The organism is Enterococcus sp. AZ156, from assembly GCF_051714165.1.
Lineage (GTDB): Bacteria > Bacillota > Bacilli > Lactobacillales > Enterococcaceae > Enterococcus_B > Enterococcus_B pernyi.
Genome location: NZ_JBIORI010000001.1, coordinates 642,054 through 668,867, shown reverse-complemented (window position 1 = coordinate 668,867; position 26,814 = coordinate 642,054). Strand labels below are relative to the sequence as shown.

At 38.0% G+C, this 26,814-nt stretch carries 26 protein-coding genes and 1 pseudogene; 4 read left to right on the top strand and 23 right to left on the bottom strand.

Features of this window, described 5'->3' with window-relative positions:
* Window positions 1-17: 17 nt before the first annotated feature.
* The 4 genes from IGJ95_RS03235 to sapR form a co-directional block, all read right to left on the bottom strand.
* Window positions 18-1,397, bottom strand: a complete 1,380-nt coding sequence (locus tag IGJ95_RS03235; RefSeq protein WP_019724164.1) for an APC family permease — start codon at window positions 1,395-1,397, stop codon at window positions 18-20.
* A gap of 43 nt (window positions 1,398-1,440) precedes the next feature.
* Window positions 1,441-2,307: a GRP family sugar transporter gene (locus tag IGJ95_RS03230; RefSeq protein WP_153830465.1), complete on the bottom strand. Its 867-nt coding sequence runs from the start codon at window positions 2,305-2,307 to the stop codon at window positions 1,441-1,443.
* A 331-nt stretch (window positions 2,308-2,638) separates the two neighbouring features.
* Complete coding sequence (gene sapS, locus IGJ95_RS03225) at window positions 2,639-3,664, bottom strand: two-component system sensor histidine kinase SapS (protein WP_153830464.1); 1,026 nt, start codon at window positions 3,662-3,664, stop codon at window positions 2,639-2,641.
* 17 nt (window positions 3,665-3,681) lie between these two features.
* Complete coding sequence (gene sapR, locus IGJ95_RS03220) at window positions 3,682-4,356, bottom strand: two-component system response regulator SapR (protein WP_010736206.1); 675 nt, start codon at window positions 4,354-4,356, stop codon at window positions 3,682-3,684.
* Between the two features lie 622 nt (window positions 4,357-4,978).
* Here sapR and IGJ95_RS03215 point away from each other — a divergent pair.
* Entirely contained in the window at window positions 4,979-5,809 is an 831-nt protein-coding gene (locus IGJ95_RS03215; protein ID WP_438761444.1) for a manganese catalase family protein, read from the top strand.
* Window positions 5,810-5,859: 50 nt separating this feature from the next.
* Here the strand turns inward: IGJ95_RS03215 and IGJ95_RS03210 are convergent, their stop codons facing one another.
* The 3 genes from IGJ95_RS03210 to IGJ95_RS03200 all read right to left on the bottom strand — a co-directional run bounded on the left by IGJ95_RS03210 (window position 5,860) and on the right by IGJ95_RS03200 (window position 7,420).
* Window positions 5,860-6,066, bottom strand: coding sequence for a hypothetical protein (locus IGJ95_RS03210; RefSeq protein ID WP_023519183.1), 207 nt, complete (start codon window positions 6,064-6,066; stop codon window positions 5,860-5,862).
* A gap of 190 nt (window positions 6,067-6,256) precedes the next feature.
* On the bottom strand, window positions 6,257-6,712 hold the full coding sequence (locus tag IGJ95_RS03205) for an arginine repressor (RefSeq protein ID WP_010736209.1): 456 nt from the start codon (window positions 6,710-6,712) through the stop codon (window positions 6,257-6,259).
* A gap of 57 nt (window positions 6,713-6,769) precedes the next feature.
* Window positions 6,770-7,420 (bottom strand): GyrI-like domain-containing protein, encoded by a 651-nt coding sequence (locus IGJ95_RS03200; protein ID WP_010736210.1) that lies wholly within the window; start codon window positions 7,418-7,420, stop codon window positions 6,770-6,772.
* A 209-nt stretch (window positions 7,421-7,629) separates the two neighbouring features.
* On the opposite strand from IGJ95_RS03200, the gene IGJ95_RS03195 reads away from it, so the two are divergent.
* A complete protein-coding gene (locus tag IGJ95_RS03195) occupies window positions 7,630-9,006 on the top strand; it encodes an MFS transporter (RefSeq protein WP_153830463.1) in 1,377 nt (458 codons plus the stop codon).
* A 178-nt stretch (window positions 9,007-9,184) separates the two neighbouring features.
* Window positions 9,185-10,291 (top strand): NAD(P)/FAD-dependent oxidoreductase, encoded by a 1,107-nt coding sequence (locus tag IGJ95_RS03190; RefSeq protein WP_438761441.1) that lies wholly within the window; start codon window positions 9,185-9,187, stop codon window positions 10,289-10,291.
* Between the two features lie 64 nt (window positions 10,292-10,355).
* Here IGJ95_RS03190 and IGJ95_RS03185 read toward each other — a convergent pair whose 3' ends face one another.
* The 6 genes from IGJ95_RS03185 to IGJ95_RS03160 all read right to left on the bottom strand — a co-directional run bounded on the left by IGJ95_RS03185 (window position 10,356) and on the right by IGJ95_RS03160 (window position 16,110).
* Window positions 10,356-10,964 (bottom strand): LysM peptidoglycan-binding domain-containing protein, encoded by a 609-nt coding sequence (locus tag IGJ95_RS03185; protein ID WP_023519180.1) that lies wholly within the window; start codon window positions 10,962-10,964, stop codon window positions 10,356-10,358.
* A 377-nt stretch (window positions 10,965-11,341) separates the two neighbouring features.
* Window positions 11,342-12,508, bottom strand: a complete 1,167-nt coding sequence (gene queG / locus IGJ95_RS03180) for a tRNA epoxyqueuosine(34) reductase QueG (protein WP_153830461.1) — start codon at window positions 12,506-12,508, stop codon at window positions 11,342-11,344.
* 15 nt (window positions 12,509-12,523) lie between these two features.
* A complete protein-coding gene (locus tag IGJ95_RS03175; RefSeq protein ID WP_010736215.1) occupies window positions 12,524-13,270 on the bottom strand; it encodes a hypothetical protein in 747 nt (248 codons plus the stop codon).
* A gap of 273 nt (window positions 13,271-13,543) precedes the next feature.
* Window positions 13,544-14,479: a metal ABC transporter substrate-binding protein gene (locus IGJ95_RS03170; protein ID WP_153830460.1), complete on the bottom strand. Its 936-nt coding sequence runs from the start codon at window positions 14,477-14,479 to the stop codon at window positions 13,544-13,546.
* Window positions 14,480-14,494: 15 nt separating this feature from the next.
* Window positions 14,495-15,367: a metal ABC transporter permease gene (locus IGJ95_RS03165; protein ID WP_153830459.1), complete on the bottom strand. Its 873-nt coding sequence runs from the start codon at window positions 15,365-15,367 to the stop codon at window positions 14,495-14,497.
* Window positions 15,364-16,110, bottom strand: coding sequence for a metal ABC transporter ATP-binding protein (locus IGJ95_RS03160; protein ID WP_324186887.1), 747 nt, complete (start codon window positions 16,108-16,110; stop codon window positions 15,364-15,366). Before IGJ95_RS03160 ends, IGJ95_RS03165 begins: the two co-directional genes overlap by 4 nt.
* 241 nt (window positions 16,111-16,351) lie before the next feature.
* Here IGJ95_RS03160 and IGJ95_RS03155 point away from each other — a divergent pair, with 241 nt between their 5' ends.
* Window positions 16,352-17,722 (top strand): amino acid permease, encoded by a 1,371-nt coding sequence (locus IGJ95_RS03155; protein WP_010736219.1) that lies wholly within the window; start codon window positions 16,352-16,354, stop codon window positions 17,720-17,722.
* A 337-nt stretch (window positions 17,723-18,059) separates the two neighbouring features.
* On the opposite strand, the gene IGJ95_RS03150 is transcribed toward IGJ95_RS03155, so the two are convergent.
* The 10 genes and pseudogenes from IGJ95_RS03150 to IGJ95_RS03105 form a co-directional block, all read right to left on the bottom strand.
* Window positions 18,060-19,424, bottom strand: a complete 1,365-nt coding sequence (locus IGJ95_RS03150) for a sensor histidine kinase (RefSeq protein WP_438761438.1) — start codon at window positions 19,422-19,424, stop codon at window positions 18,060-18,062.
* Window positions 19,421-20,077, bottom strand: a complete 657-nt coding sequence (locus IGJ95_RS03145) for a response regulator transcription factor (RefSeq protein ID WP_019723143.1) — start codon at window positions 20,075-20,077, stop codon at window positions 19,421-19,423. Before IGJ95_RS03145 ends, IGJ95_RS03150 begins: the two co-directional genes overlap by 4 nt.
* A gap of 12 nt (window positions 20,078-20,089) precedes the next feature.
* Window positions 20,090-21,322 carry an ABC transporter permease gene (locus tag IGJ95_RS03140; RefSeq protein ID WP_023520607.1) on the bottom strand — a complete coding sequence of 411 codons (1,233 nt, stop codon included), beginning with the start codon at window positions 21,320-21,322 and terminating at the stop codon, window positions 20,090-20,092.
* Window positions 21,323-21,328: 6 nt separating this feature from the next.
* Complete coding sequence (locus tag IGJ95_RS03135; RefSeq protein ID WP_114543529.1) at window positions 21,329-22,012, bottom strand: ABC transporter ATP-binding protein; 684 nt, start codon at window positions 22,010-22,012, stop codon at window positions 21,329-21,331.
* Window positions 21,999-23,252 (bottom strand): efflux RND transporter periplasmic adaptor subunit, encoded by a 1,254-nt coding sequence (locus IGJ95_RS03130; protein WP_178946657.1) that lies wholly within the window; start codon window positions 23,250-23,252, stop codon window positions 21,999-22,001. The genes IGJ95_RS03135 and IGJ95_RS03130 overlap by 14 nt, the downstream gene beginning before the upstream one ends.
* 61 nt (window positions 23,253-23,313) lie before the next feature.
* Window positions 23,314-23,544 carry a hypothetical protein gene (locus IGJ95_RS03125; protein WP_023519169.1) on the bottom strand — a complete coding sequence of 77 codons (231 nt, stop codon included), beginning with the start codon at window positions 23,542-23,544 and terminating at the stop codon, window positions 23,314-23,316.
* A 385-nt stretch (window positions 23,545-23,929) separates the two neighbouring features.
* Window positions 23,930-25,081, bottom strand: coding sequence for an IS200/IS605 family element RNA-guided endonuclease TnpB (gene tnpB, locus IGJ95_RS03120; RefSeq protein WP_153830454.1), 1,152 nt, complete (start codon window positions 25,079-25,081; stop codon window positions 23,930-23,932).
* A 42-nt stretch (window positions 25,082-25,123) separates the two neighbouring features.
* Window positions 25,124-25,450 (bottom strand): annotated as a pseudogene (locus IGJ95_RS03115) (transposase).
* 140 nt (window positions 25,451-25,590) lie between these two features.
* Window positions 25,591-25,944, bottom strand: a complete 354-nt coding sequence (locus IGJ95_RS03110) for an MmcQ/YjbR family DNA-binding protein (protein ID WP_153830453.1) — start codon at window positions 25,942-25,944, stop codon at window positions 25,591-25,593.
* A 130-nt stretch (window positions 25,945-26,074) separates the two neighbouring features.
* Window positions 26,075-26,701, bottom strand: coding sequence for a pentapeptide repeat-containing protein (locus tag IGJ95_RS03105; RefSeq protein ID WP_077151555.1), 627 nt, complete (start codon window positions 26,699-26,701; stop codon window positions 26,075-26,077).
* Window positions 26,702-26,814: the final 113 nt, after the last annotated feature.

The following is a 26,814-nucleotide window of genomic DNA, read 5'->3' as shown; positions in this document are numbered from 1 at the left end:
GTTTTTTGTTTATCTTTTTATTTTTCGGTATTCATCTTACTGTGTTTGTAACCATAGCCAAAGTAAATCACTAGGCCGATCACCATCGTAATCCCAAAGACTAACCAAGTCACCGCTTGTAAACGTGACATCAAGACTAGACAAGATAAGATCGAAATGATTGGTAAAATCGGTACCAATGGTACTTTGAACTCGCCTGCTTTTGGTTTGCCAAACATTTTACGTAATTTCAGTAAGCCTAGACTAACTAACATTAGATAAGCCAATGCCATGATGTTCGTCAACTCTGCCAAGATATTCAATGGGAAGAATCCTGCGAAGAATAATGCGGCGATACCTGCTGCATACGTCGCTTTCTTCGGTGTGCGATGTTTCTTGTCGATTTCTGTCATGAACTGCGGTAACAAGCCATCTTTACTTACTGCAAATAATAACCTAGCTAATGAATACATCATGGAGATCGTCACAGTCAATAAGGTCAAGATCGCGCCAACGGCGATGATCGCTCCTACTGTACCATGTCCTACATAACGCATCGCGAATGCCACAGGATCATTCACACCTAATTCTGTATAAGGCACGATCCCTGTTAAAATCAATGTCACGATGATGTACAACACGGTTGCGATCAAGATCGAGCCAATGATTCCACGTGGTACATCTTTTTGAGGATTTTTTACTTCCTCCGCAGCCATCGCTACCGCATCGAATCCTAAGAATGCGAAGAAAACTAATGCTGCGCCATCTAGGACACCTTCAAAGCCAAATGGTGTGAATGGTTGCCAATTCTCTGGTTTAACAAAAAAGATTCCTACAATAATAAATAATGCAATGATTCCAAATTTCACATAAACCATCATGTTGTTCAATCGTAACGCTTTCTTCGCTTCCAAAGAAACAATGTATGTGACGAAAATCACAACAAGCACCGCAATTAAGTCGATGTATGTACCATTGGCTGGATTATATCCACCTGTTAGCGCCGTTGGTAAGCCAAAACCAAGACTTTCAATAAACCCTTGTACATAACCGGACCAACCTGACGCAACGGATGAAACGGCCAATAAGAACTCACCGATCAATAACCATCCAGTCAACCAAGCGGCAAATTCACCGAATACGACGTATAGATACGCATATGGTCCGCCAATCACTGGTACCCGCGAAGCAAATTCTGCAAAGCTTAGACCAGATAAAATCACAACGATCGCTGCTAAAACAAACGATAATGATAGTGCCGGACCTGCATTTTGGTTTGCTGCCACTCCTGTTACGACAAATATACCTGTACCGATGATCGCGCCAATGCCAAGCATGATCAAATCGGATGTTTTTAGTTCTTTCTTCATCTCACTCGTATGATTGAGACTGATTTCTTTCTTACGAAACAAATCCATTAAATTCCCTCCCCCTGATTTTTGAGTATATAAAAAAACAGCTTTACGCTGTTTTCATATACCCTAAAAGGATACCACCAAAAATAACTAAAAGGCAACCTACAATTACAAATATAAGCTCTTTTTTTGTCTTTTTCTCCCCTAAGATAAAAATACCACCTAGAGTTGAAATGATGATCCCCATTTGAGAAAGAGAGAAACCGACTGCTAGTCCTAATGACTTAACGGTCAATAGCATACATACGTTACCGATTCCCCATAGCAATCCACTCGCCATATTTTTCCAAACATATTGATCAACTTTTACTTTTCGGAAAGCAAAGAAACTTGCCCCTAAGATCATACCGATACTTTGCGGTAAAATAATCGACATCGCATCTAAATTCGCCCAGTTGACGATAATCGTATAGACACCATAACCTAAAGTAGAATAGATCAATGCTCTGAATCCTTTACCAAAATCAAGTATTTTATTATCTGTATCGACTTTTCCTTCATCATCTTGTCGAGCAGTCAAATACGCACCGCTTACAAGAAGAATCAGCGCTAAAATACCATAAACGTAATCTTTTGTTTGTGTCCATTCATGGAAAAAGACAGCGCCCGCAATCGTATTCAAAATTAATTGAAAACCAGTGGATAACGGCAATCCTACAGATACTCCCATGAATTTCATCCCATGAAACTGCCCATTTTGTCCGACACTCCACGCTAGACCAGATAAAAATCCAATCAATGTGATCCATGGCGTGATCGTTGGATTAACGATGAAAAAAGCAACGAGTGAAAAAAGAAATGCACCGATCGTCATTCCTAATGTTTGTTGATTGGCATCGCCACCGATCTTTCCACTGACTAAACCAATACTTCCCCACGCGACCATTGGGACTAATGCGATTAATAATTCCATAAACATTCTCCTTCTTTTAAATGTCACATGTTATAGAACATATCAACGAAAACGTTAACAACACAAGAGTTATTTTTTATTTCTCACTTTTTTCTAACTTAACTTCCTTGACGATTCTATGAAGTTCAATCAGTCACTAATAAATCATAAACAAAATCAACCGTTACCTCGAAAATTCTTCTACTTTCGGGGCAACAGCTGATGTATAACTATATTAAAACTTTTCCAATCATCATCTAAGGTCAACATACTTCTATCACAACCAAATTAGACCATGTTCAACCGGTAGTTCCTTCAGAAATACGCGTGAACATGTCGCAATCCCATTTTTTTAGCGTTCTTCTTGGTAAAAACTCAAGATAGGGAAAAACAAAGACATAGTCGTCCCTTCTCCTTCGATCGAGTCAACAGTGAGAGAAATCCCTAATTTTTCCGCAAGATTTTTAGCGAGGTATAATCCTAGACCAGTAGAGTGGGTTTTGCTCAGACGGCCATTCGCCCCTGTAAAGCCTTTGTCAAAAATCCGTCCAACATCTTCTTTCGGTATACCGATGCCTGAATCTTTGACAGAAAATTTTACGCCTTTTGTCGTCTTCTCGATCAATAGTTTGATCTCGCCTTCATCCGACGTATACTTAATGGCATTACTAAGAATCTGTTTGAAAATAAAAGCCACCCATTTGGAATCAGTCAAAATCGTTTGATCTTCACCTATCACTTCATAACGTATTTTCTTTTGGATAAAATAATTTGCTTGGCTACGAATGACGGGTTGGATGATACTCTTGATACTGTATTCTTGGATCAAGTAGTCTCTTGAAAAACTATCCAAGCGCGCATAATACAATACTTGTTCCACATACTCATCGATTTTAGACAACTCATTTTCTAACAATGTATATTTTTGATCATCGATATCAAACTCGATCGATCGTACTAATAATTCTGAAGCCGCTACGGGTACTTTGATTTCATGGACCCATGAGTCGATATAATCTTTTTGATCTTGCTGGTTCGTGATGGCTTCTTGCATCACTTCCTGATGTTCACGTATCAGTTGATTGATATAATCTTCTATCAACTTCTCTTCCTCTGTATGTCCACCATCTAAATAATTTTGCAAGGGAGAATTTTTTTGTAGATTTGCCAATTTTGCCCACCACCGACGTTTACTCAAGTAACAGACAAGTAAAAAAAAGATTAAGAAAACACCTTCGATCAATGTTAAGTAAGCAATCGTGGCCCAATCGACCGTTATATTAGGGGCTAACCACATCACAAAAATCGTCAATAAAATAAAAAATATCCAACCGACGATCAGCGACCATTGATCTTTCAAATACTTAAAAAAGTTCATAGTTGTATTTCATCCTTTCAGGGAACAATATACCCCTGGCCGACTTTTGTTTCGATATAATCGGTGATCCCTGCCTGTTCGATTTTACGACGTAAGCGATTGATGTTGACCGTCAGTGTATTGTCATCGACAAACCGTTCATCATCCCACAACGCACGCAACAATTTTTCACGAGTCAAAATTTTCCCGTGTTGCTTCATTAAAATAAACAACAAGCGATACTCATTCTTACTCAAATCGATCATTTCACCATTAATCTCCATACTGCCATTATCGACGTTCAACGTGATTCCATTATGGGTCATCATTTCACTCGACAACTCACCATAATTATATGAACGACGCAACAAAGCATTGATTTTAGCAATCAAGACATCGATTTGAAACGGCTTCGTCACAAAATCGTCTGCCCCCATGTTCATCGCCATGATCATGTCCATATTCGTATTACGACTTGAAATAAAAATGATTGGGACTTTGGAAATTTCTCGTATTTTCTGGCACCAATAATAACCATCAAACACTGGTAAATTGATATCTAAAAGAACAAGTTGTGGTTCTTCTTTCTCAAAATCAGCAAAAACCTGATTGAAATCTGACGTTCCATAGGTTTCAAATTGCCATTTCTCCAACTCTTCCATAATCAGCTGACGAATGATCTCTTCATCTTCCACTACCATAATTTTAGCCATGATATACCTCCGATGTTTTTCTTGTACTAACCATATCAAAGAAGCAAACATTCTACAAGTAACAATAGGTCGTGAAAGAAGCGATCAGCACTAAGGCATAAGCAAAAAAAAAGCGAAAATAGCTCTTTCATTATTGATTTTTTTGCTTAGGACCGAAGTGTTGCTTCTTGAACACCGTTTATCAGGTCGTGAGAAACCCGGTCAGCTCCAAGTATTAAGACGGAAATTGAGAAAATAGCTTCTCATATTTTTTCAATTTTTGACTTAATATCGTAGGAGTTGGCTTTCGAACACCGTGGATCAGGTCGTGACAAAAGCGTTTTGACCTGAGACTTAAAAACAATCGTTCTTTGATGTGACCAGCTCTTCTTTCTCGTTACTTACTTTCTGTTAACAAAAATGAGAATACAATTGGAAATTATCAATAGTTATCATTTATAAACAAAAATATTTCATTGAGCTATTCCTAATATTTTCTTTTAACGAAGTCATTCTCACAGAATAAAACATTGATAAATCAACGTTTATAAAATAACTATAATATCTAGAGCGTTTTCTTTGAATTTTTTTCCATTACATATAACAATAGTAATGTATTAAAAAATGATTAGGAGGAGATTTGATGTTTAGACACCAAAAAGAATTACAGTTTGAGGCAAAACCAGATCGTCCGAATCCATTAATCGCAAAATATTTACAAGAATTGATTGGCGGACAGTATGGTGAAATGAGTGTAGCGATGCAATATCTTTTCCAAGGTTGGAGCTGTCGTGGAGAAGAAAAATATAAAGATATGCTGATGGACATTGCAACAGAAGAACTTGGACACGTTGAAATGTTAGCGACAATGGTTGCTCGCTTACTTGAAGATGCACCTGTTGAATATCAAGAAGAAGCAATGAAAAAAGACCCAACGATTGGTGCGATCATTTCCGGCATGAATCCTCAACACGCTATTGTAGCTGGCTTAGGACCTCGTCCTGCGGATAGCGTTGGTAATCCTTGGAGTGGTGGTTATATTGTTGCTAGTGGAAATTTACTTGCTGATTTTCGTGCAAACTTAAACGCAGAATCTCAAGGAAGACTACAAGTGGCACGTATTTACGAAATGATCGATGATCGTGGCGTAAAAGACCTACTATCAGTTTTATTGGCTAGAGACAGTTATCATCAAAACCTTTGGGCAGCGGCTGTCAAAGAATTAGAAGAAACAGAAGGCGGTATTCTTGTTCCTACGACTTTCCCAAGAGAAGAAGAACGTAAAGATATTGCTTATGATTTCTATAACTTTTCAGAAGGTGACGAAAGTAGCGAAGGTTCTTGGGCAAAAGGTAAAGCTTTAGATGGTGAAGGGGAGTATCAATGGTTGGAAGAACCTAAGATCGAAGGCAAAGCACCTAAATTAAAACCGGTAACACCTAAAATGTACGGTACCCCTCCCAAAAAAAAATAAATGAAAATTAAAAACTGATGCCCTATATTAATGGGCATCAGTTTTTTCTATTATTCTATCAACAATATTCCGTCTTCGACGATCTTACCAAAAAATAGGAAAATACTACTGGTGAACAACAATGTCATGTTCACACCAAAATAGATCGCAATTTTTTCTAGGTAATTTTTGATTTCTTTTATTTTAATGTACATAAATGCCAAAAAATTGACGCCGTAAACTAAAATCGTCAGAAAAATGATCATGTTTGTCATCACTGGACTGCTCGCCCCTCTTTCACTGTATACTTGTTCAAATTGATTGGAGCTTTAGAATGATCCAGATTGTAAAGACACCCTTCCAATCATTACGTACCATTCTTGCAAGTCCAGTATCCATGGAATTTAGTAAGATTTACACAACGTCAATATGTTTAGCGCTTCCATTGATCATTAGACTAAACGTGAGCTATTCTCTCATTTGCTCTAATTTTTCAGCGAAAGCCTGGGCTTCTTCTTCTGTGCGACAAATAATAATGAACGTATCAACGCCGGCAATCGTCGCAGCCACTTCTGGATAATCAACTTCATCTAACCAGTTTGTTACCACATCCGCACCATCTTTTTCTGTTAAGACAACGATCATGAATTGAATCCGTTGAATTCGTAATACTTCTCGTTTGACCGCACTTCGCAAGCGATCTTCCATCAAAGAATCCGCTTGTTGATTGAATAACGCATAGCGTATTTGTTTATTCTCATCTTGGATTTTCACAAGTTTCAACTCACGTATATCTCGTGAGATCGTTGCTTGCGTTGCATTGACCCCATTCATCTGCAAATGATTCAATAATTCCTCTTGCGTACCGATGGCATGCTCAGTAATCAATTGGCGAATCAATGATTGTCGTTGATTTTTTTTCATACAAAAAACACCTCTTCGTATCTATTATAGCAAAAAAACAGGGAATCTTTCTCTCTTTTAGTTGATGTCTGACACTTCGACTGATTTGTCTTGTTCAACGGTTACTCGCAAAATCGTCTTTAATTTTTCTGGTGCCGTCCTTCTGGGATCACTCATATAGATTTCTTTATGCTCTTTTGAAGTTCGGCGATAGCCTTTTTCCTTGAGAAATAAAGCCAACTTTTCAAATGTTTCTGGTTCATCGTCGTAGGAACCAATGTGTAAGATCTGTGCCACAAGGCCTTCTTCAATCGTCTTAAAAACGAGCTGACTCGCTAGGTCTTCTGGAATTTTGGTTTTGGCTCGTACTAACGCCTCTGCAGCAACTTGAGGAGTCACAAAATCCGGTTGCTTGATTATCAACTGATAAGAAAAATGCTCTTTTAACATCACTGGTTCGTTCAAAAATTTTTCTTGCAGTCCCCACTGACCTTCTAAAGGATACACAGTATAGGGGGAGTAATCAGGGATCAGCCAATCATTTTTAGGTGCCATTCGGATCGTATAGCTAACAGCATACAAACTACCTACACGACGCTTAAATTCTTCTCCATTTGGATCACCTATCCCGTTGATACAAAAAAAATTTTGAGCAGGGAGTGTGATCAATTGCGGTTTCTTTGACATACGATAACTAGGGTCGGTTTTTCTCCATTCGATTTTTTCCATAGGCCCTCCTTGTTTTCTTCTTCACTACTATCATAACTCTTTTACATTGGATTGGCTAATCTGGTTGACACTATTTTTAGACTTGTGCTAGAATAAGCCGAACGATAAATCGTACAGATAACACGCCTAGCGTGTCGAGAGAGAGGCGGTTTCTATTTTCGAATAGAGATCTCTCTCTTTTTTTACGAAATAATTTAGAGGTGAAAAACATGCAAAAACAACTACAATTAATTCCTGCTGTACTTGCCACAGGGATCATGTCATTTGCAGGTGTTTTGATCGAAACCGCAATGAACGTGACCTTCCCAACGCTGATTCAGGAATTTCAAATCAGTACCTCCCAAGTACAATGGGTAACAACCATTTACTTATTAATGATTGCGATCATTGTGCCACTTTCAACTTATCTGACAAAAAACTTTAGCCTGCGTACTCTTTTCTTGAGTTCCAATTTACTATTTATTGCTGGTTTATTGGTCGATTACTTTTCCCCTACCTTCTTGTTACTGCTTTTAGGACGGGTACTCCAAGGTGCTGCGACAGGGATAGCCTTGCCATTGATGTTTCACATCATCTTGACTTTTGCTCCTATGGGAAAAAGAGGAACGATGATGGGGCTTGGTACTTTAACAACCGCCATTGCACCAGCGATTGGTCCTACGTATGGTGGGATCTTAACTGCTAATTTCTCATGGAGTCATATTTTTCTCTTTCTATTACCAGTGTTACTCCTTTCACTTGGGATTGGCTTATACGCGATTCCTAAATTTAAGGTGGAAAAATCTGGCCGCTTAGATTTACTCAGCGTCCTTGGTATTAGTCTGATGTTCAGTGGAAGCTTAACTTTTCTAAGCATGTTCAGAGACTGGATTGGCTGGGCATCCTTAGTCATCGCCATTTTAGGATTCATCCTTTTCTATCAACGAACAAAAAAAGCCGATCATCCTTTGATCCGACTTGAAATTTTTAAAAACCATACGTTTCGCTTATTCTTATTTAGCTTTTTAGTTTATCAATTTTTATTACTTGGTGTTTCTTTTGTCCTACCGAACTTTGTCCAAATCGTCCAAGGGAACAATGCCTTTGTCGCAGGTTTAGCTATGCTTCCAGGTGCAACGATTGGTGCCCTGTTATCACCTTTTTCAGGAAAGCTACTCGACCAACATGGACCTAAAAAACCAATTTTCATCGGTCTCTTGTTTTCACTTGTTGGCTGGACTACCCTTGTCCTGATCTTAGGTCATGCATCATTAGGTTTTTTGATTGCCTGTCATTTCTTCTATATGATCGGTATTGGTTTGTCTTATAGCAATATGATGACTACTGGAATGAATGCTTTATCGATGGAATTACAAGGTGATGGCAACGCCGTATTCAATACGTTGCAACAATTTTCTGGCGCTGTCGCTACTACGTTGGTGGCTGTGATCATCAACTTTTTCCAAGATCATCGTTCAGATAGTTATGAAGCAGCAACAACGTTAGGATCAAAAGTTGCTTTAAGTGTCCTACTTGGCTTGTTGATCATTAGTTTGATCCTATTTATCCGCTATATGGTGCAAAAACCTAAGCAAATACAAAATTAATAGATAAGGAGGTGTGAGAGAATGAAGCTCACTCCTCCTTGTTTTTTTTGTCTCTAACTTTATCAATAATCAGTTTTCACCATACAATCGTTCGGATGAAATAGAAAAAAATCCTTGGATAAAATATTGTATCTCTAATGATTTTATGAGATGGTAGATAAGTAAAGGAGGTTTTTCTATGGAAAAAATTGCTATTATCGGTGGTGGCATCATCGGTATGACATTAGCCAACTATTTAGACACCTCTAAATTTGAGGTGACCTTATTTGATGCAAAAGAAGGACAAGCTACTCGCGCTAGTGCAGGCATCATCTCGCCTTGGCTTTCAAAAAGACGAAATAAACAGTGGTATCAGTTAGCAAAAGATGGTGCGGCTTTTTTCCCAAAACTAATCCAGGATCTATCACTTGATGATTCCATCTATAAACAATCCGGCACACTGATTTTTCGCCAAAAAGAAGCTTTGGAAGATCTTGCTGCACTTTCCGAACAACGAAAGAAAGACACACCTGAAATCGGCGATATTTCGCTGTTACAAGCTGAAGAAACAGCCAAAGTTCTCCCATTGCTAAAACCAACACCTGCTTTATTTGTGACTGGAGGGGGACGTTTAGACGGTCATGCCTATCTATCTCACCTTGCCACACGCTTGGAGAAACAAATGGTCAAAGTAATCTCTGAACGTGTCCAGTTACGCAAAGAAACCGCACACTGGGTCATCTCTGGTACTTTTGGACAACTTGACTTTGACCGAGTCATTCTAGCGCCTGGCCCTTCATTGAAGCCGTTACTGGAGCAGATTGGCTTTCATGCTGATATTCGTCCACAAAAAGGACAGCTGATCGTTTTTCAAACACCTTATGCGAACAGCCAAGAATGGCCTGTTGCCATGTTAGAAGGGGAAGCCGATTTTATCCCATTCAACGATGGGACTATACTAGTTGGCGCAACCCATGAAAATGATGCGGGTTGGGATTTGGTTCCTACCGAATCTGCTTATCAGCAATTGATAAAAAGTACAGTACCATTTTTAGCTGAACCCGATCAACTTGCTACATGGAAACACACCATGCGAGTAGGCACACGGGCGTACACCTCCGATTTTGCGCCGTTCTTTGCACCTGTTCCAGATGAACCAAGCTTGATCGCCGCAAGTGGCTTAGGCTCCTCTGGTTTGACTACTGGCCCTTATATCGGCTATTTGATTGCAGAGTATCTCAACACAGGCATTTGGCGAGGCGACCATTATCAAAAATCAATCGATACGTACCTTTCAAGATTATAAAAGAAGTAAAAAAAGAGGCCTACTTGCGTAGCCCTCTTTTTTGGATTCATGATTGATGGTTATCTTAGTACCAACCGTTTGCTAACCAGAATGCTTTTGCAGCATCCCATGAACCATAGCGTCCAGCAACGTATTCTTCTACAACACGTTCTTGGTTCGCTGGTGAGTAGTCACCGTTCAAATATGCTGAATCTAATTGGTAACGTCCGATGTAACGGCCGTTTGTTGCAGTGTAAGAACCACCTGATTCTTTTTGTGCAATCCATTCTTTCGCAGAGTTGCTGTTTGTTGTTACAGTAGTTGTAGCTGGTGCTACTTCAACTGTTTCAACAGGCGCAACGTATGTATATTCTTGCGCTGGTGTTTCTGTTACTACAGGAGTTTCTACTTTTTCAGTTGTTGGTGCTACTTCTGTTGTTTTTACTGATGAAGCGTCAGTTGGAATTGTTAATTCTTCACCAACGAAAATGCGGTTGATATCGTCAATCGAATTTTGCTCTGCAATAGCTTTGATCAGTGAATTGTCACCTGCAAATTTTTGTGAGATTTTAGATAATGAATCTCCAGCTTTTACTGTATAGACTTCATCTGCATGAGCAGTAGTCCCTACAAACATTGCAGTTGCTCCAGCGGCAACAGTTGTCCCCAAAACGATCTTTTTAATTGAATTCATAGTAAGCTCCTTTTTTTCTCTTTGATTTGTTTCAACGTCACTAACTTTATCATCTAGAAATATTTCATAGGTGAAAGAATTATGACATTTAATGACAAAATCGTCACATTTTTAATATTTGTAATATTTGATTTTCCGAAAAACTAGGACTAAAGTCGTAGAAGCTTTATAAATCAACGTTGGAATCGTTTTTCAATCCTTTCACAGAAACTTTAAAAAAACTTACATTCTGTAATATTTAGAATAAATTTTTTTCAATTTATTGTATTTTTCTGCGAAATTCTTCTCATTTTCCCAAAAATTGATGCAATAAACACAAAAAAACCAGTAATTGTTACAACAATTACTGGGAAAAATGACGTATTCGAGTAAAAAAGTCATTTTTTAGGAGTTTTTTTCTTTTGTAACAATTGGATTGCTTGGTTCATTTCATGGATTGCTTCTTCGTCTGTTTCTTTTTCCAGTGCGCAACTTAATACTTCTTGCCATTTTTCAGGATCTTTGATTCCTAACTTACCGATTGCCCACGCTGCTGTCCCGCGAATCACTGGACGAACATCACTTAGACACTCTTCAATATGAGGCAAAGCGGCACGTTCTCCTAAATTGGCTAAGGCAATCAGCGCATTTCGTTGAAGAGGTTTCCTTCCACGCCATGAGCCAGCCAAATGACCGTATTGCTGTTTAAATTCTTTATTAGAGATCGTTAACATAGGCGTGAGTTTCGGATAGACTTCGTCTACTTTTGGTTCCATTTCTGGATGAAAGTGAAAATCTTTCCCTCTATTATAAGGACAAACCAACTGACAGATATCACAACCATAAATGACGTTGCTCATCTTCTTTCGATACTCCTCTGGCATCATGCCTTTTGTCTGCGTTTGATAAGACAAACAGCGTTTAGCATTCATTCGCCCATCACCTAAAAGTGCATCCGTTGGGCAAGCCGTCACACAACGCGTACATTCGCCACACCCAAAGACACCAGGAGTATCTGGTTCTAGGTCGATATTGGTCACGATCTCACCTAAATAGACAAACGAGCCAAATTCCTCTGTGATCAATAATCCGTTTCGACCGATAAACCCTAATCCAGCACGTTGCGCCACAGCTACGTCGATCAACTCACCTGTATCTACTTGCGGCGCCAAGCGCCATTCTTCTTCCTTTTGCCAATGTGTCGCTCGTGACTCAATAAATGAAATCAATTGTTGCAGACGATCCCGTAAGACATCATGATAATCGATGCCCCAAGAAGCACGAGCAAACTGTCCACGCTTTTCATCTCTAGGCATCTTTTCATGGATCTTTGTCGGATACGCTAAAGCAATTGCAATAATTGATTTCGGCCGATCAAACGTCATTTCCGGATATAAACGTTCATCGATATTAGGGTGTTCAAATCCAGAAGTATGTCCAGCAGCTTTTTGTTCTACCAACGATTCTTTCAAATGATCAAATGGCTCTGCTGTAGTAAACCCGATTTTATCAATCCCGATTCGCTTACTTTCTTGAATGATTTCTTCCTTTAATGTTAGTGCCATCATTACCACCCTCGATCAGACACGACTATATAATCCGTAATATAATCGTTCTTTTTTCAATTGAACGAATTGGATCTGTTGATCTGGGATTTTTCTTTCTTCCATCCAACGATTTCTAGCAGCAAAAACTTCCCAGAAATTCACGGATACCCATTTTCGACGTTGGTCTAATGCATTGAAAAAGTTCAACGAAACAGGTTTTGTGTGGAGTAGTTCATGTAAACGTAGTTGTTCTCTTGCTGAGAACTCAGATAGATCCCGTGAATAAACAACATCTTCGTATAGATTTTTTTGTTGCCCATAAGTGAACGTTTGTGGAATTTCTCCTGGACGAGCAATTTCTACTAAACGATTATAATACGTATTCATTAGTTTGCTATTTGCAATAAATGCACTCTTGAAAAATGCGGATTGGATTTTTGGAATCACACCCTCTGTCCCTATCAAAGAAAACAACGCGGGCCATGCTTGAACCTTTAGTTCGTTCTTTTGTTTGACTAATACACCAGGAGTAAAACCGACGGATGAAAGAAAGACAAAGTAGCCAATGCCTGTTTCTTCATCTAATGGCTGAAAATCATCAAATAACCATTTTCCAGGGTATTCCTCTGTTTCCAATTCTTCTGGGCTTGCTATGAACGCTTTCGCCATTTCTGCTTCAAGAAATAGGAGATCTTGATCTTTCTCCTTATTTTCTAGTTGGTTGATTTTTTTTGTTATTTCTTTTGCAATCAATTGTTTGTCTTTGCTAGTAAAATTCATAGCTTCACCTTCCTTTCCTCTCTTTTAACTATAACGGAATTTCACTAAAATTGGTATCTTTAAAACAATAAACGAACGAATTTTTATTTGTATAAATTGCGGAAGCATTAGTCCTCACGTCTCCAAAACTGAGCAAACGGAAGGAATAGAAGGACTCTCTTCAAAAACAAAGCGCCATCCACAAAAATTTAAAGAACAATTTTCGTGGATGACGCCTTATTTATCGAGGCTACACACTTTTGCCTCTTTTTAGATTATTAAATCGATTAGTGATTATTTCTTTTCTTGAGATAGACCATCGTGGATCGTTTCGATGTTCCATTTCATCATTCCATAATAAGAATCACCAGTTTCTCCTTCTTTTGCAATGGAATCAGTGAATAGCTCATCATAGATTTCAAGGCCTGTTTCACTTGCGACACGTTCCATGCTTCTCGGATCAACACTTGTTTCCACAAATAAGACTGGAACATCCGAAGTACGAACTTGGCTGATGATCGACTGCATTTGTTCAGGTGTACCTTGGCTTTCTGTGTTGATTTCCCAAATATACCCTGCTGGTAGATCGTATGCTTGTGAGAAGTATCTAAAAGCTCCTTCACTTGTTACTAATAGTTTTTTATTGTCTGGGATCGATCCGAAACTCTCTTTCGCTTGTTTATCTAATTCTTTCAATTTTACGATATATGCATCTGCATTTTCTTCATATTGCGGAGCATGGTCTGGGTCTTTTTCGGCAAAGATGCGTGCGATTTCTTGTACATATTTGATTCCGTTTGAAAGATCCAACCACGCATGTGGATCTGCTTCTGTCTCTGATTCTCCACCGGTCAAATAAAGTGGTTCAACTTCTTTACTTACTGCAAAATAGTCTTCATCTTCTTTTTTATTTGCCGTATCCATCAAGTTTTCAAACCAAGCATCCCCTGTTTCCAAATTTAACCCATTGTATAAGATGACATCAGCATCACTTGCTTTTTTGATATCTTCTGGCAATACCTCGTATTCATGTGGGTCAGTTCCAACAGGGACGATACTATGCACATCGACATGTTCTTTTCCAACTTCTTTCGCCATGTCGGCGATGATCGAATTTGTTGCTACGACGGTCAGGTTTTCTTCTTTCTCTTCTGCTGCGGAACTGCCACAACCTGCAAAAATAAATAAGACAGCTCCCATTAACCATAAGATATTCAGTTTATTTTTCATGTACATACTCCATTTCTATTCGTTAGATTTTTTACGACTCGGCATTTTTTTCGTTTTGTTTCTTGAAAAAATAATCCCTTTAGTCGGTGAAAATAAAAAGGCCAACGTAAAGAATACTGCACTGGTCAACACGATGGTCGCCCCAGAAGGCCAATTATAACTATAACTATAAAACACACCGATGATCGCACTTAACACGCCGACTGTTGCCGAAATAAAAATCATTTTTGCCAATCGATCGGTCAATAGGTATGCAGTTGCTGCTGGTGTGATCAACATCGAGATGACCAAAATCGTTCCTACTGTCTGTAAACTCACAACGGCAACCAGTGTTAAGAAGAACATCAACAAATAGTGAACAAGTGTCGTATTCAACCCATAAGCTTTTGCCATCATCGGATCAAAAGAAGTGATTTTCAGTTCTTTATAAAAAATAAATACAAACAATAAGACGATCCCACTCACTATGGCAGTCATCAACATATCACTTTCTCTAACTGCTAAAACATTTCCAAATAAGATATGGTACAGATTAGTTGCACTTTGAGCAAAAGAAATCAAGATGACACCTAATGCAAAGAACGAACTAAAAACGATCCCAATAGCTGTATCATTTTTCAAACGGCTACGCTGTGTGACAAATCCGATTATGCCAGCTGTCAACATCCCAAATGCAGTGGCTCCTAGAATGTAACTAAAACCAAACATATACGAAATCGCGACTCCAGGCAGTACCGCGTGAGAAATCGCATCCCCCATCAAAGACATCCCTCTCAAAATAATAAAAGAGCCAATCACCCCTGAAGCCAATCCAACTAACATAGATGTAATCAATGCATATTGCAGAAATTGATAATCCATTAACCCCTCAATAAACGATTGAATCATTTTTCTATTACCCCTTTAACTAATTGCCCAATGATCTCCCCATAAGCCAACTGTAGATTTTCTGAAGTAAATACTTCGTCAACTGATCCAGCTGCAATCAATTCTTTATTCAATAAAATTACTTCATCAAAATAGGCTTCGACTTTGTGAAGATCATGATGGACGATCACAATAGTTTTCCCTTCATTTTTCAGTTCATCCAAAATAGCAAAGATTTTTCTTTCACTGACCGCATCGATCCCAACAAATGGTTCATCTAAAAAAATCCATTCTGCGCCTTGAGCCAAGGCTCTAGCAATAAATATCCGCTGTAATTGTCCTCCAGATAATTCACTGATTTGTCGATTTTCATAATCTGTCATGTCCACTTTCGCTAAGGCTTGTTTTGCTCGTTCCTTTTCTTTTTTCCCAGGACGTTGCCCCAAGCGCAAGGATGGATAGGTTCCTAACAAAACTACCCCTAATACATCGATCGGAAAAGAAAGATCCAGCTCACTACGCTGTTCGACATAGGCAATTTTTTTGCGAATCGTTTTTATGGAGCGACCGTCGAAAGTGATTTCTCCGGAAATTTTAGGAACTAATTCTAATAAAGCTTTCATAAAAGTAGATTTCCCAGCGCCATTCGGTCCAATGATCCCTGTAAATTTTTGTGATTGGATAACTGTTGATACATGATTTAATACTGTCTTTCCTTGATAAGCAACCGTCAAATCTTTAACGGATATTTCATTTTTAGACACCTCTTACCACTCCTTTTCGGTGTACCTAACTTTTTATTCAAACTTAGTTTAACTAATATCAAAATCATTTACAAGTGTTATAGCTAATTTTTTTGATTTTTTAGATTTTTCTCGCAATTTTTGAAAATTTTCTGTAAAATCACAAACAAGAGCTATAAAGTAATGGTCGTTATTTTGTTTGCTAGTTATAGAATAAACTTATTTTTTACTTTATCACTCAACTTAAAAAAGGAGTTTTTGTATGGAAGAAGAAAAATTAACTCGTAGTCTCAGTGCACGTCATATTCAAATGATTGCGCTAGGAGGAACGATCGGTGTCGGTCTGTTCATGGGTGCTTCATCCACCATCCGTTGGACAGGACCTTCTGTAATGGTTGCATATGCTGTAGCAGGCTTCTTTTTGTACCTGATCATGCGTGCATTGGGCGAGATGTTGTATTTAGATCCTTCTACCGGTTCTTTCGCTAATTATGCAAGTGAATACATCCATCCCGTCGCAGGTTATTTGACGGCTTGGAGCAATATTTTTCAGTTTATCGTGGTCGGTATCAGTGAAGTCATTGCTGTAGGGGAATATATGAACTATTGGTGGCCAGACTTGCCCCAGATCATTCCAGGAATCGTTGTGATCCTTTTCTTGATGTTCGCCAACCTTGTTTCTGTCAAAGCATTCGGTGAATTAGAATTTTGGTTTTCTACTATTAAAGTAGTGACAATTATTTTGATGATCATCGCCGGTTTAGGCATCATTTTATTTGGATTCGGTAACCATGGAGAAGCAATCGGGATTTCAAACTTATGGAAAAATGGTGGTTTCTTTACTGGTGGCGTGAAAGGATTCTTTTTTGCTCTATCGATCGTCGTTGCCTCTTACCAAGGAATCGAGTTGATTGGGATGACTGCAGGTGAAGCGAAAGATCCCCAAAAAACGATTGTAGACGCTGTCCAATCAACGATCGGGCGGATCTTGATTTTTTATATTGGGGCGATCTTCATCATTGTCAGCATCTATCCTTGGAATCAATTGAGCGAACTAGGATCACCGTTTGTTCAAACTTTTTCTAAAATCGGGATCACGTTTGCTGCTGGTTTGATCAATTTTGTTGTCATCACTGCTGCTTTATCTGGTTGTAATTCCGGTATTTTCAGCGCCAGTCGCATGGTCTACACATTAGCCATCAACGGCAAAATGTCTAAAAAGTTTTTGAAACTTACACGTCATGGAGTGCCATTTTACCCAGTAGTAGCCATCTCATTTGGTATTTTGATTGGGTTGATTTTGAATTATTTGTTGCCCTTCGTCTACTCCCAATCACAGGATTTATTTGTTTTTGTCTATAGTTCCAGTATCTTACCAGGGATGGTACCTTGGATCGTTATTTTGATCAGTCAAATCAAATTCAGAAAAAAACATCCGATAGAAATGCTTGAACATCCATTTAAAATGCCCTTATCCCCATATACCAATTACTTGTCATTGGCCTTTTTGGCAGTGGTATTAATCTTTATGTTCATCAATCCCGAAACAAAAATCTCATTGATGATTGGTTTGATTTTCTTGATCTATATGACGGGTTACTATTTTGTACGCGAAAGAAAAATCAAGGAATAGTAGAAGAAAGTATACAAAAAGAAGTCAGGACTGCGCGAACGTAGTCCTGACTTCTTTTAATCTATCACAACCTGATTGCACAACTGCTACTTACCAGGGACTAAATTTTCTACAAGAGTTTCTAGTACGTTGTGAGTTTTTTGATCATTTTGTTCTTACTATTTAGTGGTATGGTATAGTGTGGTTTTGTACATTCCAGTTGAGTGTGTAAAAATAAAAAATCAAAGTCCCTGGCAAATAGCAGTTGTGCAATTTGGCTATTAGCTTCGCTACCATCACAAAAATATCCAATAAATCTTGTGGCGACAGACCGTTTGTCCTTTAGGAATACCATCGATCAATTTAGGCTTCTTCCACTAAAAATGACAGAAAAGCACATCCTGGAATTAGCAGTTGACTTGAATGAATACTCCCAGCCATATTTTTCAAAAAGTTGTTGTACGATAAACAATCCTAAACCAGAACCTCCAGTATCTCGACTTCTGCTAAAATCCGGTCGATAAAAAGGTTGGAAAATCTTACTTAATTCCTCCTCCGTAAGTATCTGATTCACTTCATTTTCAATCACTAATTGTTTACCATCAAAAAACAGACTGATTTCTCCCTCATGCTTCGTATATTTGAAGGCATTACTTAGTAGATTATCTAAAATTTTATCCATATCATTTTTATTACCGATGATTTTCTCCCCTTTTAGATTGACGACTAGTTTTTTCTGTTCTGCTTCCGCAAGTATCCGGAAAGAAGTCAATTTCTGTTCAATCATTTCTTTGATTGAGACTTCTTCATAGACCACATCATCTGAAGGCAAATTGTTTCTTGAGGCAAAGAGGATATTATTGATCATTTCTGTTTGTTCTTGCAAAATATTTTTGCAAACTTCTAAATATCGCTCTCTGTCTTTAAATTTTCCGACATTATAGATCATGCCATCAATCAACCCCATCAATGAAGCAACAGGTGTTTTCAATTCATGAGAAGCGATTTGCATAAACTCTGACTTTGCTTGTTCCAATTCTTTCGTTTTAGCTACTTCAAGCTCTAACACTTCAATTGTTTGGATCAAAGAAACATATAGATGGTTGATATCTTGCGCTAAAAGTGAGATTTCATCCGTACCTTTGACATCACAACGAATATCCGCGTCTAATTCGATCATTTTTTCTGTTACTTTGGATATCTCTTTGATTTTTTTTGTCGAATAAATACTATAGTAGTAAGCGCCGATGCCCCCAATGATTAGTGAGACGATGATGATGAATGGATATAAATGAAGTAAGACTTTACTTGCTTCTTCAACTGGTTGCATTGAGTACATACCAACTAGATAATAAGTGTTACCTTCTTTGTCAGTAATTTCTTGATAAAGGTTCATTTCATCAGATAAAATACTTATTACTGAATAGCCAATACTTTCGTCAAAGAAGGAACCAAGGGCTATACCATCGGTATTGGTCAGGAAGAGATCAAGATTTTGTTCTCTTCCACTTTCAAGCCAGTATTGATCAACCACCTTTTGCATGGTAGCTAAATCTTTGTTTTCTATACTCTTTGCCACTTGATTGAATTCTTTGTTTATTTCGTTCAGCTTCATTTGTTCATAGTAGACAGGCATCGTAAAATATAAGACGATCAACGAAAGAATCGAAACTAGAAAAATGATGATCCCAGAAAAGAGAAAATTTTTCAGCATGATACTCATGGGGTGTCCTCAAGCTGGTAGCCTCTATTTTTGATCGTTTTTATTGATAAAAGTGGCATTTTCTTTCGGATATTTTTTATATGATTATCTAATATTCGATTTTCCAAATGATATTCATACGACCAAACTTGATACACTAATTGTTCTCGCGTGATGATTTTCCCTTTGTTTCTTATTAGAATCACTAAAATATCGTACTCTTTTCTTGTTAAATGGATTTCTTCCTCTTGGTATTTTACAAGACCACCATCGAGATCAATGGCGTACTCCCCGATAGTGATGTGGGGATTTCCTTGATTCATCCGAAACACATTTTCGATCCGTTTGATCAAAATAAGTGGGGAAAAAGGTTTAACGACATAGTCACTGATCAAATGGGAAAAACTGAGCAACTGCGTATATTCATCATCCAAGGCAGTCAGCATGATGATCGGCACATCCGACGTTTCCCGAATTTTCTTTAAAACATCCGTCCCCCTTATCCCAGGCAACATAATGTCCAATAGGATCAAGTCAAATGTTTCTTCAGCAAAAACTTCCAATGCTTGTTCGCCACTCCTTACTGAATAAACTTCATATTTACGCTCTTTTAAAAATTCCGTCACGATTTGATTGATCATATATTCATCTTCAACCACTAAAATTCTTTCCATATCGCTCTCTCCTTATTCAAAGCGTAATGCCTCGATAGGGTTTAATTTCGAGGCTTTCATCGCCGGTAATAGACCAAATATCACACCCATCAGGGAACAAAAAACTAAGCTAACAACAATGGAAATCACGGATACGATATAAGGATAATCCAGTGACTGTGTAATGGCATAGCCACTCAATAAACCAATAAGCACACCTAATACCCCACCAATCAAAGTCAGGACGACCGCTTCTACTAAAAATTGTTTTAAAATTACTTTTCTTCTTGCACCGAGTGCTTTCTTGATGCCAATTTCTTTCGTTCTTTCCGTGACAGAGACCAACATGATATTCATCACACCGATTCCCCCCACTAATAACGAGATACTTGCTATACCAGACAAAAGAATAAAACTTGACTGGTTCATTCGTTCCAATCCTCTGGCAAATTCTTTCAGATTCCTGATACCGTATTCATAATCTGACTTCGGAATATGTTGATTGAGAATCTCTGCAGCTTTTTCTGCAGCGCTTTGTAATTGATCGGTATTATTTGTTTGGATCGTGACAAGTGGCACAATATCTAACTCATCAGATAGTTTATGTGCTTGCTGTAAAGGAACATAAGCTCTTTTCTCAAAGCTAAATAGATTACTACTATTGGGATCTAACTGAAATACCCCTTGAACTTTAAATGGCACGCCATTCACTTCGACAAACTGTCCGATCCCTTCTTCATTGGGAAATAATTCGTCATACAAGGAATCTTCCAGAAAAATGGCTTGTTGTTGCTCCTTGAAGGCTTGAGAAGCAAAACCTTCCCCTTTGATGAAGTTTAATTGCTCCAGATCGGCTACAGATGATGTGACAGCAGAAACTTTGGCGTCAGCCTCTTTTGCTTTCCTGTAGATTTTCCCATCTTTTTGATAGGACAAGCCACTTGCTAAGACCTCTGGTATCTCATTGACTTTCTTTAGTATCTCCTCGTCTAAGAATGGAAAATATAACGGTTTTTTCTCTTCCTTTTCAGATAGGATTCCATCTGACATAGTGTTCTGTTGAAAAGCACTTTTACTGTCATATTGGATATTAATTGTATTATTGTTACCACCAATCATTTCTCGTTTCATTTTTTCGGTGTTTCCGCCGATGATGCTGAAAATCGAAATAATGGCAGCAATCCCAATAATGACACCTAACATAGTCAACACTGAACGCATCTTATGAGCAAAAATCGATTGTAAGGCAAATCTGATTTCTTCCATTCTTGATCACCTCACTTCATTTTGTTCATCACTGATTATTTGACCATCTCGTAAAGTGATCGTGCGCTGACATAACGCTGCAATTTCTGGCTCATGGGTAATTAGAATAATTGTTTTTCCTGCTTGGTGGAATTCCTTAAAAAGGTCCATGATTTGGCTACTGGTTTTTGTATCAAGTGCCCCTGTCGGCTCATCCCCTAAAACAAAACTAGGGTTAGTCACTAAAGCTCTCGCAATTGCGACACGTTGCTTTTGTCCTCCTGATAATTCCATTGGTTTGAAGTCACTTCGATCCTCTAACCCTACGAGTTGCAACATATCCAAGGCACGCTTACGCCGCTCTTTTTTATTGACTTTTTTATACGTTAATGGCATTTCCACATTTTGCGAAACAGTTAATTTTGGCATGAGATTGAAATTCTGGAAAACAAAGCCGATTTTTGCGTTACGAAAATCGGCTAATGAATTGTCCGCTAACGTTTTGACATTCGTTCCTTCAACGATGTAATCCCCTGATGTAGCCGTATCCAGACAACCAATGATATTCATCAACGTCGACTTTCCTGACCCCGATGGCCCCATGATTGCGACCAGTTCTCCTTCATTGATTTGCAAAGAGATATCTTTAAGGACTTTTAGTTCTTTCCCGCCTTGCCAATATGACTTCTGAATGTTGTTAAGCGTCAACACTTGCACCAACCTCCATTCCCTCGACCATTCCTGTTTGAGGCAAAGCAAGTTGATCTTCAACAGTCAATCCTTCGACTATTTCTGCGAGTTCATTATCCATCGGATTTACCTTGACTTCATGCTCTTTGATCCGATCATTTTCTACTTTCCATACATAATATTTTCCATCTTTTTCCATGAGGTATCTTTGGTTGATGATCACTTTTCCTGACACAAAATCTTTCGGTAAAACATTGACATACACATTGGAACCAATCAGTGGCATTTCTTCTTTTGGATCAATCTTAACTTTGTAAGGAAACTTAGATAAATTTGGATTCTCTTCTTTTTGATCGTCTTGTTTTGCATCACTTGTTAAATTTGCCACCTGCACAATGGTTCCTTGCCAAGTATTCTCTTGGTCTTTACGATCCATAATTTCTACTCGCTGATCGACAGCAACTTTTTCACGATCAAATTCAGTGACTTGGCCATCCACGTACAAGTTCGAATCATCAAGGATCTCCATAAAGTTTTCTTCTTTTTGACGTTCTTTTGATTGATTGACTAAGTCACGATTCAATGATTTGATTCTTCCTGAGTTATCGGCTGTCACTGTGTCTTCATTCAGCCGTTCTTTTTCGTTTTCGTGAAGTAGTTGGGCTTTTCGCAAGTCTGTTTCTATATTCTTCACTTCATTGTCACCAGCAATAGCTTCTGCATGTAGACTGGTGATTTCTCCTTCTAATGCTTTGATCGTACTTTGTAACTCTTCGGATTTTTCCTTCGCATAATCTTGTCTTGCTTTTCCAAGCTCTGCTACTTTTTGGTTATGTGCTGTCCATTTTTGATTTGCAGTCACTCGTGCTTGTTCTACTGCTCTCACTTTGATTTCTACGTCCATTTCAGCTTCCACAACTTTTCTCTGTTGATCCGTTTGGTATGTAAACAAAGGTTGCCCTTTTTCTACGACATCGCCTTCATTTACCAGAATATCTTTCACTGTTCCTCGTTCTGGATCAATTTTGATTTTGTTGCTATTATTTGGCATGACTTTTCCTGCTAAAATCAAATTCGCCGCTTTCACCTCATCAATGAGGGATTTGACAGACCGTGCTTCAATATTTGTTCCTGCATTTTCTTCTTTTGTTTTCCCACTAGAAACAACTATACTGATTGCACCAACTACTAGTAAAACAGTGATGACTGCTACTAAATAATACCATTTTCGGTTGAATTTTTTTATTTTTTTAGGCTTCATGTACCTACTCCTTCATTCAGATCAGTCATTAGAAAAGCGCTTATATAATTCTATCCAAAGCTCATTCCTCTTCTTTTTCCGAGACTTCTTCCTCAAACTCTTGAACAACCATTCCATTATCTAAAACTTTTTCTGTTCCTTCTTTCCCATCCACGGTTATTTTTCGTTCACTTTTTACTTTTGGCATATCTGATTCACTTGTATCTTTGGTCTCTGAACTGCATGCTGCTAAAAGACCGATAGAACATACTAATACCAGATAACCTTTATACTTTGTTCCTTCTTTCATCATAAAAAACCATCCTCTTCTATTTGTTTTAGTTATGTTTCTCTTGTTATATTTACTATCATACATAACAGACCTATTCTCTTTCTAAAGCTAATCTGTTTTTTGTGTAATTTTTTTGGTAATTTTTTTTGAACAAAAAGATAGCGCTTAAATTTCACACAAAAAAAAAACAACCCAAGTGATCGTTGGATTGTTTTGATGAAAGTGAAATCTTCCACTATTATTTTTAGCACTCATTCGGTGAACTACTCACCACTTTGCTAAACCTAACGGTTCTTAACACTTGAAGTGGGAGCTTCTTGGGAATAGAGCATACCTGTAAGTGTATTTCTTTACTCACAGCGGTTTCTCTTGTTTACCAAGCGATCTCCGTAGTTCCTACGGTTCTTTATGTTATCTCAGTCAGCGATTTTATGCGTAGTCCTTCGGTCAGAATATTGATACTAGCATTGATATCTCGATCATGATGCGCGTGACAAAGAGGGCACGTCCATTCTCGAATTTCGAGGGATTTCTTGCCGTCTTTCTGTCCACATTTCGAACAGATTTGACTAGATGGAAACCATTGATCCACCTTGATCATTTTCCGACCGTACCAGTCAGCTTTGTACTGTAGTTTTTTCACAAAGCTAGACCAAGACACATCAGAAATGCTTTTTGCTAATTTATGGTTACGCAACATACCTTTGGTATTCAAGTCTTCAATACAGATAATATCGTGATTTTTGATCATTTCTGTACTCAATTGATTTAGAAAATCATTCCGTTGATTCATTACTTTTTCGTGTAATCGAGCGACTAACCGTTTTTGTTTTTGATAATTCTTCGCTTCAAACAGATTGAACCCTCTCTGTTTAGCTAATAACGCACGTCTTGACAATTTAGGTTGTTCATGTTTAAGTTTCTTTGCCATTTTTGAGGTAAATTTATTGTTATCAATCTTTTGAACAGTTGAAAAAATGGCAAAATCAGTGATCCCAAGGTCAATCCCAATAGCGGAATTCGTTTGAGGTAGTTCGCTAATTTCTTCTTTACACAACAACGAAATATAGTATTTACCACTTGAATGACGCGAAATGGTCGCTGATTTGATCATTCCTTTCGGTCTTCTATGAAGCTTGATTTTAATTAATGACTTCAATTTAGGAACTTTGACGAATTTATGATCAATCAAACTAACTGTTCCATTTTGATTGTTGGTGGTGTAACTTTGAACTGGATTTTTTTTGCTTTTGAAACGAGGAAATCCAACGGATTTATCACGAAAGAAGTTCTTGTACGCCTTGTCTAGATTGAGTTGTGCATTCGCTAAAGCAAGGCTATCTACTTCTTTCAAAAACGGAAATTCTTCCTTGTATTTAGCGGGTGTTGGAAAATTCATTTTTTTAGAAGGATCATTTTTTACTTCTTGATAGGCTTTTTTTCGGTCATCAAGCATTAGATTGTAGACCTTACGGACACAACCAAAAGATTTGGCAAAGAAAATTTCTTGTTCTTCTGTTGGATAAATTCTAAATTTATATGCTTTCAGTCGTTCCATCAGCTTCATCTACTCCTTGTGATTGTTTCCTTGGCTTTGACTCTATTTCTTGATGTCACTAATAGATACGTCACCAGTAGTCAAAAATTTTTAGACGAAACCATTTCTTTTCAAAGAAACTGTTTGATTCGTGGGAAATCACGTTGATAAGCAGTGATGAATATTGTCAGTCCTGTTTTAGATGGGTTTTGCACATGATCTTTCTCATGATGCCACTCAACTAGAGGGATAAGATTCTGCCATTCGTACAAAAGTGGTTTTAGCAAATTCAGATCGTTCAGCGTCAATCACTTGTCTACGGTATTTAGTTACCAACACAAGGTGAGAATAGAGGAGAAATTCTGAATGGTGATTCGTGTCGAATGCCATTGTTCTATCCACTCATTTCTCCTATAGATTGATAATAACGTCGAACATAATAACCTGTCGGGTTTCGAGTTGCCAACGGCAATCCTCATACCGAACGACATTCATCACCCACCTAGAGAGGATGGGCGACTTCTGCCTAATTACGTTAAATCATAACTCTCTTTCAGTAGATAAAAGAGTTGCTTTTCTGTGACTGCACCATTCAAAGCTACACTGATCCAATGTTGTTTATTCATATAATAAGCAGGATAATAGCCTTTACTCTTTTTCAGGATGGAGATGATCTCTGGATCTGCTTTGACATTGACGAGGGGGACTTGACCTTCGCCTTCTATGCCTAATTTGTCTTTTTCAACAGATACGATCAAACCAAACCATTTACCTGTCGATTGATGTCGAAACACGATATAATCTGGAAATTTTCCAAAAGGATGATCCATTTGGACGGCTTCCAAGGTAGTAGCAAAATCGACAAGTTTTTCTGTCAAATCCATTGGTAAGTTCTCCTTTCTGCCAATAAACTAAATTAAGTGGTCATGAAATAATTCAACTATGCTCTAGGTTGATTCTAGGATGTATTCGATCAGATTGACTAATTTCTTAACATTGTTCGTTCTGTTTTATCTATTCAATTACCAATCCCAACCCAGCCGAAATAATGATCGCTTGTTCCTGATTGACGATCAGTCCGCGAAGTAATTCCATAGATAGATTGATTTGAGAAAATGTATTCGTTGTAAAATCTAATCCTTTCAGTGGCGTATTGACCCAATTTGAGCCTGAAAGGTCATTGTTTTCCACTACTAGATCTTTCCAATTGCTATCGAAAAAATCAGTATTTTTTAATTGATTGTCGCTAAATCGAACGAACTTCATATTCGTATAGCTAAAAGAAGAGAGATTTGCTACACACTCTTCGAAAACACAATCATGCAAGAAGCTGTCTGAGAAATTGGTTCCGGTCAATTTGCATTGCTTGAAATGCACACGATGAAAGCTTGCGCCAAACCATTCTAAATTTGAGAAATCACACTTCTCAAAAATGACATCGCTACATTCAAACCGCTCTAAACGAGATTTTTGCATCGCTAATTTTTTGATATGGCTACTCTTCAACACGATATTGCGAGAACTAAGATAACTTTGATCTTCCCCTTCAGAAAAAATACCTGAAAAGGTTGTTTCATCCTCTAAATAAAAGTTTCCCTCAACTAATTCGGGCAGCTCTGGAGAAGCAATTTTCTTTGCCATACATTCAGCTCCTTTCTATCTATTTGTTTTACTACCCTTATCATAACAGAATAAAGATAAGATAACGTGATTTATCTCATATAGATAAACTTGCTTTTACTCATATCTTATTG

What these genes read in the sequence shown, in the direction of transcription:
- IGJ95_RS03235 (WP_019724164.1), bottom strand. Translation starts at nt 1,397, where the DNA reads ATGGATTTGTTTCGTAAGAAAGAAATCAGTCTCAATCATACGAGTGAG.
- IGJ95_RS03230 (WP_153830465.1), bottom strand. Translation starts at nt 2,307, where the DNA reads ATGGAATTATTAATCGCATTAGTCCCAATGGTCGCGTGGGGAAGTATT.
- sapS (WP_153830464.1), bottom strand. Translation starts at nt 3,664, where the DNA reads ATGAACTTTTTTAAGTATTTGAAAGATCAATGGTCGCTGATCGTCGGT.
- sapR (WP_010736206.1), bottom strand. Translation starts at nt 4,356, where the DNA reads ATGGCTAAAATTATGGTAGTGGAAGATGAAGAGATCATTCGTCAGCTG.
- IGJ95_RS03215 (WP_438761444.1), top strand. Translation starts at nt 4,979, where the DNA reads ATGTTTAGACACCAAAAAGAATTACAGTTTGAGGCAAAACCAGATCGT.
- IGJ95_RS03205 (WP_010736209.1), bottom strand. Translation starts at nt 6,712, where the DNA reads ATGAAAAAAAATCAACGACAATCATTGATTCGCCAATTGATTACTGAG.
- IGJ95_RS03200 (WP_010736210.1), bottom strand. Translation starts at nt 7,420, where the DNA reads ATGGAAAAAATCGAATGGAGAAAAACCGACCCTAGTTATCGTATGTCA.
- IGJ95_RS03195 (WP_153830463.1), top strand. Translation starts at nt 7,630, where the DNA reads ATGCAAAAACAACTACAATTAATTCCTGCTGTACTTGCCACAGGGATC.
- IGJ95_RS03190 (WP_438761441.1), top strand. Translation starts at nt 9,185, where the DNA reads ATGGAAAAAATTGCTATTATCGGTGGTGGCATCATCGGTATGACATTA.
- IGJ95_RS03185 (WP_023519180.1), bottom strand. Translation starts at nt 10,964, where the DNA reads ATGAATTCAATTAAAAAGATCGTTTTGGGGACAACTGTTGCCGCTGGA.
- queG (WP_153830461.1), bottom strand. Translation starts at nt 12,508, where the DNA reads ATGGCACTAACATTAAAGGAAGAAATCATTCAAGAAAGTAAGCGAATC.
- IGJ95_RS03175 (WP_010736215.1), bottom strand. Translation starts at nt 13,270, where the DNA reads ATGAATTTTACTAGCAAAGACAAACAATTGATTGCAAAAGAAATAACA.
- IGJ95_RS03170 (WP_153830460.1), bottom strand. Translation starts at nt 14,479, where the DNA reads ATGAAAAATAAACTGAATATCTTATGGTTAATGGGAGCTGTCTTATTT.
- IGJ95_RS03165 (WP_153830459.1), bottom strand. Translation starts at nt 15,367, where the DNA reads ATGATTCAATCGTTTATTGAGGGGTTAATGGATTATCAATTTCTGCAA.
- IGJ95_RS03155 (WP_010736219.1), top strand. Translation starts at nt 16,352, where the DNA reads ATGGAAGAAGAAAAATTAACTCGTAGTCTCAGTGCACGTCATATTCAA.
- IGJ95_RS03150 (WP_438761438.1), bottom strand. Translation starts at nt 19,424, where the DNA reads ATGAGTATCATGCTGAAAAATTTTCTCTTTTCTGGGATCATCATTTTT.
- IGJ95_RS03145 (WP_019723143.1), bottom strand. Translation starts at nt 20,077, where the DNA reads ATGGAAAGAATTTTAGTGGTTGAAGATGAATATATGATCAATCAAATC.
- IGJ95_RS03140 (WP_023520607.1), bottom strand. Translation starts at nt 21,322, where the DNA reads ATGGAAGAAATCAGATTTGCCTTACAATCGATTTTTGCTCATAAGATG.
- IGJ95_RS03130 (WP_178946657.1), bottom strand. Translation starts at nt 23,252, where the DNA reads ATGAAGCCTAAAAAAATAAAAAAATTCAACCGAAAATGGTATTATTTA.
- IGJ95_RS03125 (WP_023519169.1), bottom strand. Translation starts at nt 23,544, where the DNA reads ATGATGAAAGAAGGAACAAAGTATAAAGGTTATCTGGTATTAGTATGT.
- tnpB (WP_153830454.1), bottom strand. Translation starts at nt 25,081, where the DNA reads ATGGAACGACTGAAAGCATATAAATTTAGAATTTATCCAACAGAAGAA.
- IGJ95_RS03110 (WP_153830453.1), bottom strand. Translation starts at nt 25,944, where the DNA reads ATGGATTTGACAGAAAAACTTGTCGATTTTGCTACTACCTTGGAAGCC.
- IGJ95_RS03105 (WP_077151555.1), bottom strand. Translation starts at nt 26,701, where the DNA reads ATGGCAAAGAAAATTGCTTCTCCAGAGCTGCCCGAATTAGTTGAGGGA.